The sequence below is a fragment of the Desulfobulbus sp. genome, assembly GCF_031547805.1.
Classification (GTDB): domain Bacteria; phylum Desulfobacterota; class Desulfobulbia; order Desulfobulbales; family Desulfobulbaceae; genus Desulfobulbus.
Map to the genome: position 1 here is coordinate 1 of NZ_JAVBRQ010000018.1, position 16,005 is coordinate 16,005.

At 59.2% G+C, this 16,005-nt stretch carries 10 protein-coding genes and 1 pseudogene; 7 read left to right on the top strand and 4 right to left on the bottom strand.

Annotated elements, in window-relative coordinates:
* Together RMR13_RS06385 and mdtD are read left to right on the top strand one after the other, a co-directional pair.
* A pseudogene (locus tag RMR13_RS06385) lies at positions 1 to 303 on the top strand (UPF0280 family protein); the annotation flags it as partial.
* 91 nt (positions 304 to 394) lie between these two features.
* Positions 395 to 1,837: a multidrug transporter subunit MdtD gene (mdtD, locus tag RMR13_RS06390; RefSeq protein ID WP_310599803.1), complete on the top strand. Its 1,443-nt coding sequence runs from the start codon at positions 395 to 397 to the stop codon at positions 1,835 to 1,837.
* Between the two features lie 304 nt (positions 1,838 to 2,141).
* On the opposite strand, the gene RMR13_RS06395 is transcribed toward mdtD, so the two are convergent.
* Both RMR13_RS06395 and RMR13_RS06400 read right to left on the bottom strand, forming a co-directional pair.
* Positions 2,142 to 3,398: an MFS transporter gene (locus tag RMR13_RS06395; protein WP_310599804.1), complete on the bottom strand. Its 1,257-nt coding sequence runs from the start codon at positions 3,396 to 3,398 to the stop codon at positions 2,142 to 2,144.
* 415 nt (positions 3,399 to 3,813) lie between these two features.
* Positions 3,814 to 6,132 (bottom strand): methyl-accepting chemotaxis protein, encoded by a 2,319-nt coding sequence (locus RMR13_RS06400; RefSeq protein ID WP_310599805.1) that lies wholly within the window; start codon positions 6,130 to 6,132, stop codon positions 3,814 to 3,816.
* A gap of 923 nt (positions 6,133 to 7,055) precedes the next feature.
* Here RMR13_RS06400 and wecB point away from each other — a divergent pair.
* From wecB to RMR13_RS06415, 3 genes are all read left to right on the top strand, one after another.
* Positions 7,056 to 8,201 (top strand): non-hydrolyzing UDP-N-acetylglucosamine 2-epimerase, encoded by a 1,146-nt coding sequence (gene wecB, locus RMR13_RS06405; protein ID WP_310599806.1) that lies wholly within the window; start codon positions 7,056 to 7,058, stop codon positions 8,199 to 8,201.
* A gap of 502 nt (positions 8,202 to 8,703) precedes the next feature.
* On the top strand, positions 8,704 to 9,276 hold the full coding sequence (locus tag RMR13_RS06410; protein ID WP_310599807.1) for a flavodoxin family protein: 573 nt from the start codon (positions 8,704 to 8,706) through the stop codon (positions 9,274 to 9,276).
* Between the two features lie 7 nt (positions 9,277 to 9,283).
* Complete coding sequence (locus tag RMR13_RS06415) at positions 9,284 to 11,146, top strand: hypothetical protein (RefSeq protein WP_310599808.1); 1,863 nt, start codon at positions 9,284 to 9,286, stop codon at positions 11,144 to 11,146.
* Between the two features lie 48 nt (positions 11,147 to 11,194).
* On the opposite strand, the gene corA is transcribed toward RMR13_RS06415, so the two are convergent.
* Complete coding sequence (gene corA / locus RMR13_RS06420; RefSeq protein WP_310599809.1) at positions 11,195 to 12,256, bottom strand: magnesium/cobalt transporter CorA; 1,062 nt, start codon at positions 12,254 to 12,256, stop codon at positions 11,195 to 11,197.
* Positions 12,257 to 12,285: 29 nt separating this feature from the next.
* Complete coding sequence (mobB, locus tag RMR13_RS06425) at positions 12,286 to 12,786, bottom strand: molybdopterin-guanine dinucleotide biosynthesis protein B (protein WP_310599810.1); 501 nt, start codon at positions 12,784 to 12,786, stop codon at positions 12,286 to 12,288.
* Positions 12,787 to 13,020: 234 nt separating this feature from the next.
* Between mobB and RMR13_RS06430 the strand changes: the two genes are divergently transcribed.
* Complete coding sequence (locus RMR13_RS06430) at positions 13,021 to 15,324, top strand: AsmA family protein (protein WP_310599811.1); 2,304 nt, start codon at positions 13,021 to 13,023, stop codon at positions 15,322 to 15,324.
* A gap of 129 nt (positions 15,325 to 15,453) precedes the next feature.
* Positions 15,454 to 16,002 (top strand): hypothetical protein, encoded by a 549-nt coding sequence (locus tag RMR13_RS06435; protein ID WP_310599812.1) that lies wholly within the window; start codon positions 15,454 to 15,456, stop codon positions 16,000 to 16,002.
* The last annotated feature ends 3 nt before the right edge of the window (positions 16,003 to 16,005 follow it).

A 16,005-nucleotide genomic window follows, 5' to 3' on the forward strand; every position in this document is an offset into this window, starting at 1 on the left:
CCGGAGGATTTTCCTGTTTCATTGTGCGCTTCCTCGGCCCGCATCGGCCATTCCTTGAGCCTCGGCAATGGGGATCTTGCCGTTGTACGGGCAGAGGATCCTTGTCTTGCAGATGCGGCGGCCACTGCTTACTGCAATATGTTGCGGGAACCTGCGGACGCGGAGCTGGCCGCAAAACAGGCGGAAAAAATCTGGAAAAATTTGCGGGGGAAAGAAAAGGGAATCGAAGGCCTTTTCGTGCAATGCGGGGAGGGCATGGCCGTATGGGGGCGCATGGAACTTACCCCGCTTTACTGGCCTTGAAATACCGGACTATCGCGTGACATTCTCACGCTGTACAGAAGTGCGGAGAATATCCTTGATTTCGGACCATTATTTTCTCTAAGGTGGAAATATGGCATATCAACCGGTCTCTTCGCCCTTACCTGCCGCCACATTACGCACTCTGCCCTGGATTGTGGCTATCGCCTTTTTCATGCAGATGCTGGACAGCACCATTCTCAATACGGCCATCCCCACCATTGCCAAAAGTTTGCATGCCAGCCCCTTGCGGATGCAATCGGTGGTGATCGCCTACCTGATCACCGTGGCCATGTTGATTCCCACTTCCGGCTGGCTGGCCGACCGTTTCGGCACCAAGCGGGTTTTCATTGCCGCCATTGCGGTGTTCTGCCTGGGGTCGTTTTTGTGCGTCATCTCCACTACCTTGAAGCAAATGGTGCTCAGCCGTATTGTCCAGGGGGTGGGCGGCGCGCTCATGGCCCCGGTCGGGCGGTTGATCGTCCTGCGGGTCTTTCCCCGGCATCAATTGGTCCAGGTACTGAGTTTGATCACCATCCCCGGGATGATCGGCCCCCTGTTGGGACCCGCGGTGGGCGGCATCCTGGTGGAATATGTGAGCTGGCACTGGATTTTTCTCATCAATTTGCCGGTGGGGCTGGTGGGCGGCCTCCTGGCGATGAAATATCTGCCCGAGCCCGAAGACACCCGAAGCGATCCTTTCGACTGGCTGGGATTTTTCCTGTTCGGTGCCGCGATGGCAGCCATCACCGTGGCAATCGAGGGGATGGGCGAGTTGGAGATTGCCTGGCCGCTCACCTTAAGCGTGTTGGCGGGCGGTTTGGCGAGTTTGGGCGGCTATTGTTTGCATGCCTGGCGCGCGGCACATCCCCTGTTCGCCCTGACCGTCTTTAGAATCCGTACGTTCAGCGTGGGTATTGCCGGCAATTTTTTCGCCCGGCTGGGCAGCGGAGCCATGCCGTTTCTTCTGCCCCTGCTGCTCCAGGTGGCTTTGGGATTTTCCCCTGCGGTGGCCGGACTGACCATGATTCCCAGTTCGCTGTGCGCCATATTCAGCAAATTGATCGTGCCGGGCATGATCCGGCGATTCGGTTTTCGCAGCATCCTGGTGGTCAATACCGTGTGTCTGGGCGGCTTCATCGCCTCGTTCGCCACCATTGGCGCCGACACCCCCTACTGGCTGATCATTCTCCACCTGGTACTGTTCGGGGCGGTCAATTCCATCCAGTTCACGGCCATGAACACGGTCACGCTTATCGATCTGCCGGCCGAACACGCAGCCGGCGGCAACAGCATTCTCTCGGTGGTGATGCAGATCGCCATCAGCTTCGGGGTCTCGTTCTCCGCGCTGATGCTGAGCCTGCTGGTGGGACCGGTGGACGCTGCCCACAGCCGGAACCCGGAAGTGCTGGCGGCCTTTCAAACCACCTTCATGCTGGTGGGTGGCGGCTCGATCCTGGCCACCTGGATCTTCTATCTGCTGCCCAAAAAAATGGCCGCCCCCTCTCCGCCCGTCGAAGTGTCCCAACCCCATTGAGCTGGAGTGTTCAGGGGGTGTTCTCCCCGGGTTTACGGGTTGTTGAACACGCCTAAAAGCCTGTCGGACTTGACGCCATTACCCAAGGGCAATATTCGTCATTTTGACTCATTGACTTTGAATCCTCACCGGTTTTTCGAATTTTCAGCCTTGCCTCGTCAGGATATGGTCGATTCGAGGTGTGCAGAGCATTTTTGGAAGGTTTTATACTGTCAACGCATGCAACCGTTTCAGGTTCCAAGCCATGCAGACCAAATCCCACTTTTTCCTGACCGACTTCACGCCTCGGAGCAAAAGTGCATCTTCAATTTTTTCTTGCGCCGGTTTCTTTAACGAAGAACACGACAGGTAAAGCCAGGGCTAACATAATCGGAATCGGTAGAGTGGCGAGACCGAAGCTCTCCACACTCAATACATTGCCCGAGGCATCCAAGGCGTAGGCTTTGATCAGCCAGCCGATCAGGCTGGAAAGCAAGGCCCCCATGGTAAAGTTCAGAGCGTTGATCACTCCGGATGAAGTCCCCGCGTATTCCGGCGGATTGGCTTCCTTGATGGCTGCATAGGCCACCATGGCTGATCCGGAAAAAATGCCGTAAGTAAACATGATCGCGGCCAGGGCAGCGTGTGGCACTGTGGCTAGATCGGTGACCCGAGTATAGACCGACATGCACAGGAGCAAGATGATGCTGGGGATGATCACCAGCTTACGCGAACCGATATAATCACTGAGCCAGCCCATAAGGGGTGCGCCTACTACCCAGCCCAGAGGCAGCAGAGTGACCAGAGAGGATCCGAACGTGCTGAAATGATACACTTTATGGAAAAATGTCATGCCCAAAGCCATGTCGCCCACAGTGGTGGGCGCGAACATGGCCCCGGCCACGAAGCCCAGCAGCCAGCTTTGCGGATTACTGAGCACGGCCTTCAGGGGGGCAACAAAGGCAACGCCTTCGCCTTCGCCAGGGCGTTGACGGGGCATTATCAGAAAAATAGCCACCGTGAAGACCAAGCCAATGCCTCCGAGAATCAGACTGATCTGACTGAAGTCCCAACCCTGAAAGGCGGCGAAATCAGCCAGAGGCTTGCCGCCCAGCGAACCGCCGGACATGCCGAAGGATTGGGCCGCGCCCGTGGCCAGAGCCAAGACGGCCACGGGCAAGTATTTAGCCGCGATGAATGCGCAGGCCACAAAGGCAAAGGCGCAACCTGCTCCTTGGACGATGCGTCCGGCGGCGACGATTTCGTAGTAATCCGAAGCCATCATGAGTGAGCCCGTACCAATGAATAAGGCGCCAAAGGGGAGAGCACGTCGTACGCCGAATTTATCCAGAATGGGACCGGTAAGGAGGCAGCCGGCGCCGTAGGTGTACATCAGCGCCCCCACCATGCCCGAAGCAGTGCCTAAATCAATGCCCAGAGAAGACTGGATCTCCGGGAGAAAGGTTCCCGGGACCGTTCGGATAACGTACTGATACAAGTAGAAAATGGAGGCGACAATAAATGCGGTCAGGGCTCCAGCTGTAATGCTGCTTGGAGGGCTAATCTTCATGGTTTGCGACATGGGGCACCTCGTTGGTTATAGTCTGGAGTTTGAAGTTTCATCCCGTCAGCCTGAGGTAGATTCCCAGGACCGCTGGAAGTAAGGAGATAATAAACATTCCTGGGATGGCGGAAAAGTGCCTGGTTTATCCTGGATGTCATGACAGATCGATTGCTCGTGCCGTATTGCGAACTCAGCCAATTTTCCAGCAACGGCTCAATCTCGCTGAAGTTCGTCGATGATCGGATAAAAAAAAGCAGCAAGCGTTAGCTTGCTGCTTTGTTGGTTAGCCGTTGCCGACCTGCTGGGCGTTTTCACGCCTCGGCGGCAGTTGCCGGAGGCTCTGTTGAGCCACCCAGAGGGGAGTTGTGCGTCGTCGGTCCTCACGGGCAGTTCATTGCATTATCCCCACACCCCGTGTCGCAATCGTTTTGTTTTACATGGTCCCCGCGGTTTTGAGCGAGTCGAGCCAGAATGCATCCAAAGCACGGAGAAATGCAATCCTGGTGTGCTCAAACTCCTGCATCAGGGCAATGGCCTGTTGGCGATCGTCCTTTTGCATGGCCTGAACAATCATCAGGCCGTAGTCATGAATCTTTTTATGTTGGGCCACCACTTCCGCACGATGAGCGCTCCCGTGCAGTGCCTCGCCTTCCGGTCCGAACAACCATTTGCCGAAGGCGCAGTCGCGATCCGAGGCAACGTTTTCCATGCTGGCCTGCTTGCGGCCGTAAACAATCTCCACCAAACGGGACCGCCACTGCATGTGGGCGGTACGGACGTTCGCCAGATCGAAGCCGGGGGGCGAGGTCTTGAATTGGGCGACAACGTCTTTCAGATTTGAAGAAAAATCAATCACCTCATACATTTGGGCATTCACTTCCGAGGATAGAATATTCATGTGGCGGGTATTTTGGTTTACCTCGGAGATATCGGAAGAAATGTCACCCGCGATGGCCGTGGCCTCGGCAACATTGCGGGTCGCATCCTGAATTCCTCCCGATGCCTGGTGCAGGTTGGCGGTGATCTCGGCGCTCCTCTGCGACTGGCTTTCCACCGAGGTCGCAATCATGTCGACAATTCCGTTGACTTCCTTGATGACCGCCACAATTTTGCCGATTTCGTTGACCGTGTCGTTGGTGGTGCTTTGGATCAACTCGATCTTGTTTTTGATTTCCCCGGTGGCCTGGGCCGTTTGTTTGGCCAGTTCCTTGATCTCGTTGGCCACGACCGCGAAACCCTTGCCGGCTTCCCCGGCGCGGGCCGCCTCGATGGTGGCGTTGAGCGCCAGCAAATTGGTTTGTTCGGAAATCTCGGTAATCACTTCGGTGACCTTGCCAATCTCGCTGACCACGTTGCCTAATCGATCGATGCGTTCGGTGGCGCCGCCCGCCTCGGAAGACGCTTTGTCGATGATGCCTCGCGCGTTCTCCGAATTTGCGGCAATTTCCCTGGCTGTGGCGGACATTTCTTCCATGGCCGCCGCCACCGTATTGACGCTGGCGGACGCCTGGTCACTGGCAGCGGCGACAGAATTCATGGTATTGTTCATGAATCCGGCGCTTTGAACCACTCCTTCCGATCGGGTCGAGGAAGAGGCCGCGCTGTCCACCATTTGTTTGACAAAGGCGTCGAGATCGGTGGTGGACAGTTGCAGTCCCCGGGCCCGCGAATTGATTTGGCCGACAATGAGCTCCATTTTGTCGAGAAAGGCGTTGAACCAATGGGCCAATTCGCCGACCTCGTCTTTTTGCGCGATCAGCAGCCGTTTGGTCAGGTCTCCTTCTCCCTGGGCGATGTCCCGCAGGCCTTCGGCGGCTTTCTTGATGGGGGAGACGATGAAGGAGGCGCCGAAGATCATGACCAGTGCTGCGACAACAAGCGAGATCGCCCCGATCAGGATGATCTTGCTGCGCAGGGCGGTGACCTCGGCCAAAAATTCCTGCTCGCTTTCGGTGATGACGACCCGCCAGTTGGTGTTCGGCACCGGTGCGAATCCCGCAATCATCTGGCTACCTTCATAGAGGTATTGCTGAACGCCGGTTTGTCCCGAGGAGACCAGGGTCATCAGGTCGCGCATGCTCGCAACCGAAGAGAGATTCAGTTTCAACACCTGGTCTTCCTGGGGATGGGCGACGACGAGCCCCTGCTCGTTCACCATAAGCGCATAGCCTGTTTTCCCCAGCTTGAAATCGGCAATCAGGTAGGTCAACCGGGTCGCTTTGAGCGAAAGCCCGAAAATGCCGCCAAAGGATCCATCCGCCAGCATGATGGGCGCGGCGATAACGCAAATCAGCTCGCCGGTCGCCTTGGAACGCACAATGTCGCCTGCAGCCGCCTTGCCGCTCTGCCGGATTTTTTTGAAGTAATCCCGGTCCGCCACATTGGTGCCCTTGTATTCGGTGCCGTTTTCCAACTCACCGGTATAGAGGTTGCCGGCCTGGTCCGTGACGAAAATGCCGAGATACCCGGCCCCGAGCAGTTGATACTTGGCTTTCATCTCCTGGCGCAGGGCACGGATCGCGTCGCCTGCGTCCTGCGCGCCGGCCTTGTGCACCTCGTTGGCCGTCTTCTTGACCAGATAATCGGAGGCCATGGCCGAGGCGGTTTTCATCTCGCTGGTCAGCAGGCTTTCAAGGCGGGTGGCAAGACCGCGGGCCAGGACTTCCTCGCTTTGCGAGGTTAGGGAAACCAGCGCCAGGGACACATCCCTGATCACCAGCGTGCCATTGATGAGCAGAAGCAAGATGAGCACAAGGCATCCCGCGCCCAGCAATTTGAAACGAATCGACGTAAACCGCATATTGATGATATCTCCGTGAAATAGGGGTTGTTGTCTGGAGCACCGACCACCGGCCCGATGGCAAGGATGGCGCTTGTCCGTGCATTCCCATTTTTGAGCACGTTGCATTTCGTTTTTGTAAATCTTATATCAAAAACAAAAAGGGAGACCCAAGGAAAATTACTCAATCAATCCCTGACTTGCTGGCTTGGATCCGTTTTCTCGGTTTGTTTTTTATGTATTTTTGTGTAGCGGGAATGGTGTTGTAATTAAGTGAAATTGTGTAAAAAATCTTTTTGAATGTCGAGGGGAATGTCAGGGACGATTTTTTTTTCGATTCGGCTTGCAAGGAGAGTGGGGAGCGGCCAGTTCGACGGCAAGGGACAGGGTACATGTGGCGTCGAATCGTGCCAAAGGTCTTCCTGCGGTCCGATGGGAATCCGACAGTGCCGGATGAACTTGGTGCTACAATGTATTATTTGTATCGGTCAAACAATTGCGGAATTCAGGAAGACGGGAGAGGAGGGGCCAAGGTGCCGGCAGCAAAGGTAAGGGATGGAGGATTCCGACACGCAGACAGGGCGCGCTTTGGTTCGTAACCAGCTTAAATCGCCATAAAAAATACTGGGAGGCGTAAAATGTATCTGTTCTTTTTTAACACCGCCTGCTATGCTGCCGCTTCGGCAATCTTCCGTTATCTTGACACAACTGCACCTGGGGAAACTTTGCCTTGCGAAAAGGCATGAGGATTGCCTTTTTCAAGATCATACGAAGTCGTTGCAGCGTACCATGGGATCTATGTTCGTTGGAGAGCGTGTCGGATGAGAAGGCTCACGCAATACCAGGATGAATTCTGGCCGCGCCGAGCGTGGCCCCGCAGTGCCGGCCGAAAAAAAGTGGCTGTTTTCGCAGGCACCCGCCCCGAGGCGATCAAGGTCGCGCCGGTTGTCTCGCTGCTCCGAGCCCATCCGGAATGCTTTGAGGTTTCGCTCTGTTCCACCGGCCAACACCGGGAAATGCTGGCCCAAACTTTCGCCGATTTCGGCCTGACGCCCGACTTCCGTTTCGATGTCATGGCCCCCAACCAGGGACTGAGCGCGCTCAGTTCCATGCTGTTTCATCAGGTGGGCGGATTTTTGGCAACGCATCGGCCGGATGTCGTCCTGGTGCAGGGCGATACCACCACGGTGCAGGTGACCGCCCTGGCCGCTTTTTACGCCTCCATTCCAGTGGGACACATCGAAGCCGGGCTGCGTACCTGGGACATCGGCAACCCCTTTCCCGAAGAGCTGAACCGCCGCATTACCGGCTTGGTCAGCCGTTGGCATTTCGCGCCGACCGAGCTTGCCCGCAACAATCTGCTGCAGGACAAGGTGCCGGCGGACCGCATCGTCGTGACCGGCAACACGGTGGTTGACGCCCTGCTGCTGACTCTGGATGCCGTCCGCCGAAATCCGCCGCCCCTGTCGGATCGGGTGGAGGAGGCCATTGCCCGGCAACGGGATATCATCCTGGTCACCGGGCACAAAAGGGAAATCTTTGGCCAGGGAATCCGTAACATCTGCCAGGCCTTGAACCTGATCGCCAATGTGCTGCCGGAGGCCCGGATCATTTACCCCGTGCATCTCAATCCCAATGTGCGGGGGCCCATGTTCGAGCTGCTGCGGCATGCACCCAATGTCTATTTGGAAGACCCGCTGCCGCATAAGGCCTTTGTTCGGCTTATGGCGGCGAGTAAACTGATCCTCAGCGATTCCGGCGGCATTCAGGAAGAAGGTCCCACCCTCGGCAAACCGGTGCTGATCATGCGCAACGTCACCGAGCGACCCGAAGGCGTGGAAGCGGGCGCCAACATGCTGGTGGGTATCGAACCGGAAAGCATCGTCCGCCATACCGTGCGCCTGATGCAAAACGAATCCGTCTACGCCGCCATGAGTTCCCGTCCCAATCCCTATGGCGACGGCAGCGCATCCGAGCGCATCGTCGACAAGCTGCGCAGCGACATGATGTGCGTTTCGCGCCAATCCGAAGCGGCCGGCTGATCCTGCCCCAGAACCGGCCTCCCCCAAGGTTTGCGCGGAGGCAAGGGCAAGATGCTTGCCAAAAAAACTCAAGTAAAAATGATGATAAAAATAAGTTTTACTTACTTTTGGCTTGATTTTTACAATTTTCGAGGGTAGTGTAGTAACCAATCCCATAAGTGGATAACCTGTCCCCTTTGCCGTGTGCTCCCCCTTACCCGGCAAAGGGGCTTTTCTTTTTCAGCCCACCAAAAGCCCGCGCCGGTAGCCCACAAAAGTGGCTGTTTGCCGGCAAGCGGGGCCTTTTCTCTTCTTATCCGATCAACTGAGGTAGTCTGGAAAAAGTGGACACCAATCTGATAATCGCGGCAGGTGAATCACGGCTGAACCGGTGAATAGCGAACGGTAACGCGTGGCTTCCGTAACCGCACAGATTCTTGACTCGTGCGTTCTTGGCCGTCATCCGCTATCATGTCTTGGCAAATCGTATGTGTTCCTGTTCCTTCTTCCCCCCAAGGCAACCATGAACATACTTCTTTTCAACGGCAGCCCTCGGAAACGCGGCAACACCGACCTGTTACTGGAGCGCATCGAAGCGGTCATCCACCGCTCCGGCTACAAGGCCGAACAAATCGATCTGCCCCGACTGGACATCCATCCCTGCACCGGCTGCGGCCACTGCGAAACCGAAGGGGTGTGCATCTTTAAGGACGACATGACCCCGCTTTACGACAAGATCGAGGCCGCCCACCGGATCGTCATCGGCTCGCCCATCTATTTCTTCGGGGTCACGGCCCAGGCCAAGGCTTTCATCGACCGGTGCCAGGTGCTGTGGAGCCGCAAATACCTGCTCGGCGAAATCAAGCCGGAGCGCGAATACCGGCACGGCTACATGGTCAGCGTTGCCGCCGCCGACAGTGACAAGATTTTCGAGGGCGCCCGCCGGACCATTCGCTACGCCTTCGATGCCATGGAATTCACCTTCAGCGGCGAATTACTGGCCCGAGGCGTGGACGGCAAGGGCGCGGTGGCCGACAAAGCCGAGCTCCTGGCCGAGGCCGAGCAGTTGGCCGCAACCATTTGCCAGAAACCTTGAACGCGCCATGAACAGACGTATCCGGACCGGCGGCTCCGTGCTCGCCGCATGCCTGTTGCCGTTGCTCTTAACAACAGGACTGGCCCTGCCGGCAACGGGCCGAGGCGTTTTGCCCGAACTGGCCGCCAGTTACCGCTTTCTGGTCAGCGACCGCCAGGACGGCGGCATCCTGTACACCGCCGGCGCCGGCGATCTGCGCGGCCAGCGCCTGCCCTTGAGTTTTCATGACAGTGCCGCCTACTGGGGTCGACACGTCTGCTCGACGGCCGACTGCGCGGTGACCGACCGCTACGATCCGCTGGCCTTTACCCTGCTGCCGCAAAAAACACCCGGCGGCGATCTCCAGACCGAACGGGTCAACACCCACAACGGCAGCAACATCTACGATGCCGCGACCTGGCAGATTGCGGTGATGCTCGGCCACCGGCTTAATCGACTGCCGCTGGCCGATGGCCAGGATGCCTATGGCCTGGTGAACGCCCAAAACCGGCTGTTGGCGGCCGGCCATTACGGCGACAGCCGCCATCCCTCGCCCCTGCAGACCCGCGCCCGCTCGGTCGGATCGGTGTTCGTCTACAACCAGCAGCGCATCACCGAGGCCGCGCATGCCTACAGTTTCCGCATGCTCCCGCGGGATTGGCTCTCGCGCGATCCCTTTGCCGGCACCCCCTATGCGCGTTTCATCACCGCCGCGGACCTGCCGGCCGGCAACCCCGACTATCGACCCGGCGTGATCAGTTGGACCGACTGGAAACCGATCACCGGCGAAAACGCCTGGGCCTTTCTCATCGGTCCGCTCCAGGCCGCCCATCTCCACTTTGTCCATGGCCGCGACAACGGCTATGTCCCCTTCCGCGAACAGGCCCTGACCAATGCCCTGGCAGTGCTGCCCGCCTTTGCCGCCATGCAAGCGCCGCTGGGCGGCGTGTATTACGCCCCGGCCGGCACGGTGGCCAACCAAGGAGATGAATTGGTCGATCCATCGTTCGTCTCGGTGGAAAACACCTTTTCCGTCTACGCCGGCCTGCGTATTCTCGAAGCCACTCTGACAACTACATTGGAACGGGACGGCACCCTTGCGCCAGCCGACAAGAACGCCATTGCCGACGGGCTTCACCTGTGCCGATCCATGCTCCATGGCGGCCGGCTCGCCCCCGGGCGCACCACCGAGGGCCTGCTCTCATTTCTGAAAAAGTATGCCTGGCAGGATGGCGCATTTGTTCAGGGTGGCCTGCTGGATAAGGCTGGCGCTTCGCGCCGGTGGCTGCCCAACTTGTCGCCCAAGGCGGTCGATGTCAACACCTGGGGCATTGCCGCCCTGGAGCCGACGGTGGTTGACGATTGGTTCGGATTTGGTGCCAGCTTCAATACCTGGCAACAGGTCAAACGCTGGGGCGGCTACGGCACGGACACCATCATCCGGGGGGTGGGATTTTCCGACCAAGACGGCAACGGCCTCGGCCCGGACGAACGCTATCGCCAGGGAGTGCTGTCCGGAGAATGGACGGCCGGGGCCATTACCATGGTCCGGGCCATGATCGCCCACTACCAAGCCATCGACCGCTCTTCTCCCCAGGCACCGCAGGCCGGCCGCATGGCCGGCATCCTCCGCCAGGACGAACAGGCCATGCTGAGCGCCATGAACACCCTGCGGGTCGACAACTATGCATCAGCCGGTTTTCCAGGAACTCCCGAGCAATACGACCAACTGTTCACTCTCTCCACCAAGCCGTACCTGTACGCCAGCAAGCGTTATCTCATCCCCTTTGGCTGGTACGCCAATCCCATTCCCAGCACCTGCGCCACCGCCTGGATGGTGATGGTGGCCAACCGCTACAATCCGTTTCTGCCCGGCGGCGGCCTCCGGTAATCCACCGGACGACATCCCTGGCCGCCGATACTGCGGCAGCACAGGACCTTACAGCCATTTTTTCCGCTTGAACAGATAGATAAGAAATACCGGCAGCGCAATGAAAAAAATCCACAGCGCCGGATAGGCCCAGCGCCAGTGCAACTCCGGCATGTAGTCGAAATTCATGCCGTACACTCCGGCGATGAAGGTCAGGGGGATGAAGATGGAGGCAAAAAGGGTCAGCACCTTCATGATCTCGTTCATGCGGTTGCTGACGCTGGAAAGATAGATATCCAGCATGCCGTTGAGCAGGTCGCGGAGGGAATCGGTGGTGTCGATCACCCGCAGGGTATGATCGAATACATCGCGAAAATAGGGCAGATTCCTTTCCTGGATCAGTGGGCTTTCACTCCGTTGGAGGGCGAGCAGCATCTCGCGTAGCGGCGCGATCGCCTTGCGGACCAGCACCATCTCGCGCCTGAGCAATTGGATGATGGCAAAGGTTTTGGGCTGCGCCCGGTGCAAGAGATCGCTCTCCGCGGTCTCGATCGCATCCTCCATGGTGTCGGCAAGGACAAAATAATTATCCACCACCGTGTCCAAAATCGTGTAGGCGAGATAATCGAGCCCCAGGGTGCGAATGCGCCCCTTGGCCCCTGATAGTCGTAGCTTGACGGCGTTGAACAGGTCGTCGGCCGTTTCCCTGAAGGTGAAGAGCACATCGGCGAACAAGAGGAAAGAAACCTGCTCGTGGCGGACTTTCAGCGCCCGGCCGCTGCGCAGGACTTTCACCACCGCAAACAGATAGTCGTCGAATTCCTCGAATTTCGGGCGTTGATGGGTGTTGAGGATATCCTCCAGCACCAAGGGATGGACATTGAAATGGCGGCCGATGGCCTCGATCAGATCGATCATGTCCAGTCCCTCGCAGTGCACCCAGAGCGAGGCGCCCTGGCCGCGATGCCGCAGGATATCGTCCAGGCCAATGACCGGAAAAGTCTCGAATTGATCGGCGGTGTAGCGATACAGAGTGACGCGGCCGGCCGTGGTCGGGGCTGGGCCCACATGTACCAGGGTGCCGGGCGGCAGGCCTGTTTTCTCGGACGGGTTGGTGAGGGAATCGGCCATGGGCATCTTCTCCGGAGCCGGAAAGCGAGTCAGGAACAGGGGCGGGAGGTCAAAAGGCGGCATTCGATCAGTTCGGCGATTTCGCGGCTTTGATCAAGCCGAAAACAATGCTCGCCCGCCAAGGGCGGATCGGAGGCCACGGCTATCACCCCCGCAACCAGGTCGCGGAGCAGCGGTGCCTGAGCGTCCCGGCGCACCTCGATTTTCAGCACCTCGGCATGCTTGAATCCCTCGGCCAGCACGATATCCGCTTCCGGAAAAAGCCGTTCGGCCAGTTCCGGCAGGTCGCAGGTCAGGGGCTGGCGTCGCACGATCAATTGATCCGGTGCCACCAGCGCCACCCCCTCGGCCCCGGCCTCCTTGTAGCGGGAGGTATCGGAGCCGGGCCGGTCAAAAACAATGCCGCTTTCCTTGGTCGACTTGATCACCGCCACCGTATGGCCCCTGGCCCGAAGATGGCTCACAACCTGGCGGGCAAGCGTTGTTTTTCCGGAATTGTGCCATCCAATGAAGGCGATGAGCGGCGGCATGGACCTTCTCCTGAAAAATGCGGGCAGGCAAATTTTCTTTTGCAAAAAATGCCTTCCAAGATGATGGGATTGTTATTATAAATTTATATTAAAACAACAAGTTAAATCTTGTGTTTTGCCGTTCCCTGTTGCGGAGACCGCCGCAAGATTGAGCGGTTGCAGCGTATCCGATATCACGCGCCCGCCGGCCGTAACCGGCGGCGCCGTCGTTTTCTTTATCCAGGAGGAACAGCTATGCGTATCCAAACCCTGACGAAAATCGGAGCGGTCTTGGTGATCCTGGCGGCAGTGCTGGTGGTGGGTGCGGTCGTGGCCGTCAAGTCGATCAACCTCGACCAGATCAAGGAGGTGCTCACCACCCAGGTGAAAACCGCCACCGGCCGGACGCTCGCCATTTCAGGCCCGCTGGAATTGCACCTCGGCCTGGTGCCCAGCGTGGCGGCCAAGGGCATCACCCTTTCCAATCCAGCGGGCGCGACCCGGCCGGAGATGGTCAAGATCGGCGGCTTTGAAATGGAAATGGCCCTGCTCCCCTTGCTGAAAAAGGAGATCGTGGTCAACCGCCTGATTCTGTCGTCGCCCGATATCCTGGTCGAGACCGAGACCAAGGGACCGGGCAATCTCGATTTCACCGTGCCGGCCCAGCCGGGCGAAGCCAAGCCGGCCGAGCAAAAGCAGGAGCAAAAGCAGCCGCCCAGCGGCGAGGGCGCGTTCCGGTTCACGATCAACGAGCTAAAAATGACCAACGGGGTTGTCGCCTGGTATGACCGCGACACCAAGAAGACCGAAACGGTTAAGGTTCAGGAACTGACCCTGCAGCCGGACCGGGCCGGCGGCGAGTCGTTGGCGGTGCGGCTGCTGGCAGAGGTGCTCGGCCATAATCTGGAGTTGAAGGGCACCATCGGCGGACCGCAGGCCATACTCGGCAACAAGCCCTGGCCACTCAAGCTTACGGCTCAACTGCCGGGGGCCACGGCGCAGGTCGAGGGCGCTGTCGCCAATCTCGCGGCCTTCAGCGGCATCAATCTGAAAGCAACCGTCCAGGGCGCGGAATTGGCCGAGGTTCTGCGGCTGGCCAAGCTCAACCAACCGCATCTGCCCGCGAGCATCGGCCCCTTCAAGGTGGCGGCCCAGTTGCAGGACAACGGCAAGCGGTTTGACCTGACCAACGTGGCGGTCGAGGTCGGCCAGGCCGGGCTGGTTCTGGTCAGCGCCACCGGCACGGTCAAGGACCTGGCCGGCGCCCTTGCCGTGGATATGCCGGTGACGATCGCCAGCGATAATCCGGCGGCCGCGGCTCAACTGGCCGGTGCCGATTATGCCGGCAAGGGTCCGCTCAAACTGGCCGGCCATCTGCAAGGCGGCGGCAGCGCCTGGAAGATGGTCGATCTCAAGATAACGGCCGGCAGCAGCGACCTGGGCGGCGATTTGGGCGTGCAACTGGCCGGCCGGCCGAAGATTGTTGGCAAGCTGTCGGCCAACACCATCAATGTCGGTGATTTCGTGTCTGCCTCGACGCCCGGCAGTGTTCCGGGAAAAGCGCCGGAAGCCGCCACCAAAGCCAAAAGCGACGGCCGGGTCTTTCCCAACGACCCGCTGCCGGTGGCCGCCCTGCGGTCGGTGGATGCCGACCTCTCCCTCCAGATCGGCAAACTGATCCACGACACCCTCCAACTGACCGATGTGGCCGCGACCATTCAGCTGAACAACGGCAATCTGGCGATCAAGCCCTTGCGGCTGGGATTGGCCGGCGGTACCATCGAGGGCGAGGTTGTCCTCGATGCCTCGGGCAAAACCCCGACCACCGCCCTGCGGCTGAACGGCCGCCAGGTCGAACTGGGCAAGCTCGATGCCAAGGGACCGATTGTCGGCGGCAAGAGTGACATCAAGGCGGATTTGAAGAGCAGCGGCGACACGGTTCGCGCCCTCATGGCCTCGGCCACCGGCGAGACCAGCGTCAGTGTCGGCGAGGGGCGGCTGCGGAACAAGGCGGTGGATGTGGCTGCCGGCGACCTGCTCTTCCAGGTGCTGGGGGCCATCAATCCCTTTGCCAAGAAAGAGGATGCCACCCAGATGGAGTGCGCGGCGGTCCGGTTTGTCATCCGCGACGGCGTGGCCACCGCCAACAAGGGCATCGCCCTACGCACCGGTCAGGTGGATGTGGTGGGCTCGGGCACGGTCGATCTCCGTTCGGAAAAACTCGATCTCGGCATCAAACCCCAGCCGCGCGGCGGGGTGGGGCTCTCCCTGTCCACCCCCTTGGCCGGTCTGGTCCGGGTCGGCGGCACCATCGCCAAACCGTCGATCGGCATCGATGCGGCCGGCACCCTGAAAACCGCGGCCTCGGTCGGCGCGGGTCTCGCCACCGGCGGCCTGTCGACGGTCGGTGAAATGCTGATCGACAAGGCATCCGCCGACGAGGATCCCTGCCGGACCGCCCTTGGCCAGGCTCCGCAGGGACAGAGTAAAACGAAAACCGAATCCCGGCCGAAACAGGAAAGCCCGGGCAGCTTGCTCAAGGGGATGTTTGGCCGATAACCGTTGCGGTTGACGGCATGACGCAACCAGCCCGGTCTTAGCCAGTGCCGGGCCGGTTGGCGCCATATCGTCTTTTTGCCTGAGACGGCCTGGCCGGAGCAGGCGGACTCTCACCACAAAGAGGTTTAGATGATGCGACCACGATGTTTGCTGTTCCTGTTGCTGTTCCTCAGTGCCCTCCCCTTGGACGCCCGCGCCGACCTCAACATCTTTCTCGGCGACCTCAATAATCGGGCCGCGGCTTCTCCCCTGGACTACAACACCCGGCTGGGCAGCCAGTTCGGCATTCCCCAGCCCCAGGTAAGCTCCCTGATGCGTTCCGTGGCCTCCCCGGCCGACGCCTTCATGATCCTGCAACTCGCCCAGATGCTGGGTCTTTCGCACGACCGGGTGCTGAATGTCTACAACTCCAACCGGGGCAAGGGATGGGGCGTGATCGCCAAGGATCTGGGAATCAAACCGGGGTCGCCGCAATTCCACGCCCTCAAGGACGGCCGGTTCAACTTCACCGGGGTGCCGCCGCGCGGCATCGGCCCCGGACCAGGACCCGATTATCATGGCCCCGGCCAAAAAGGACAGGGCAAGAAGCATGAGCAGGACGGTCCCGGCAACTGGCCGAATTTCGATGATTCCGGTTCCGGCAAGGGCAAGGGAAAAGGCAAGGGCCACAACAAATAGGCA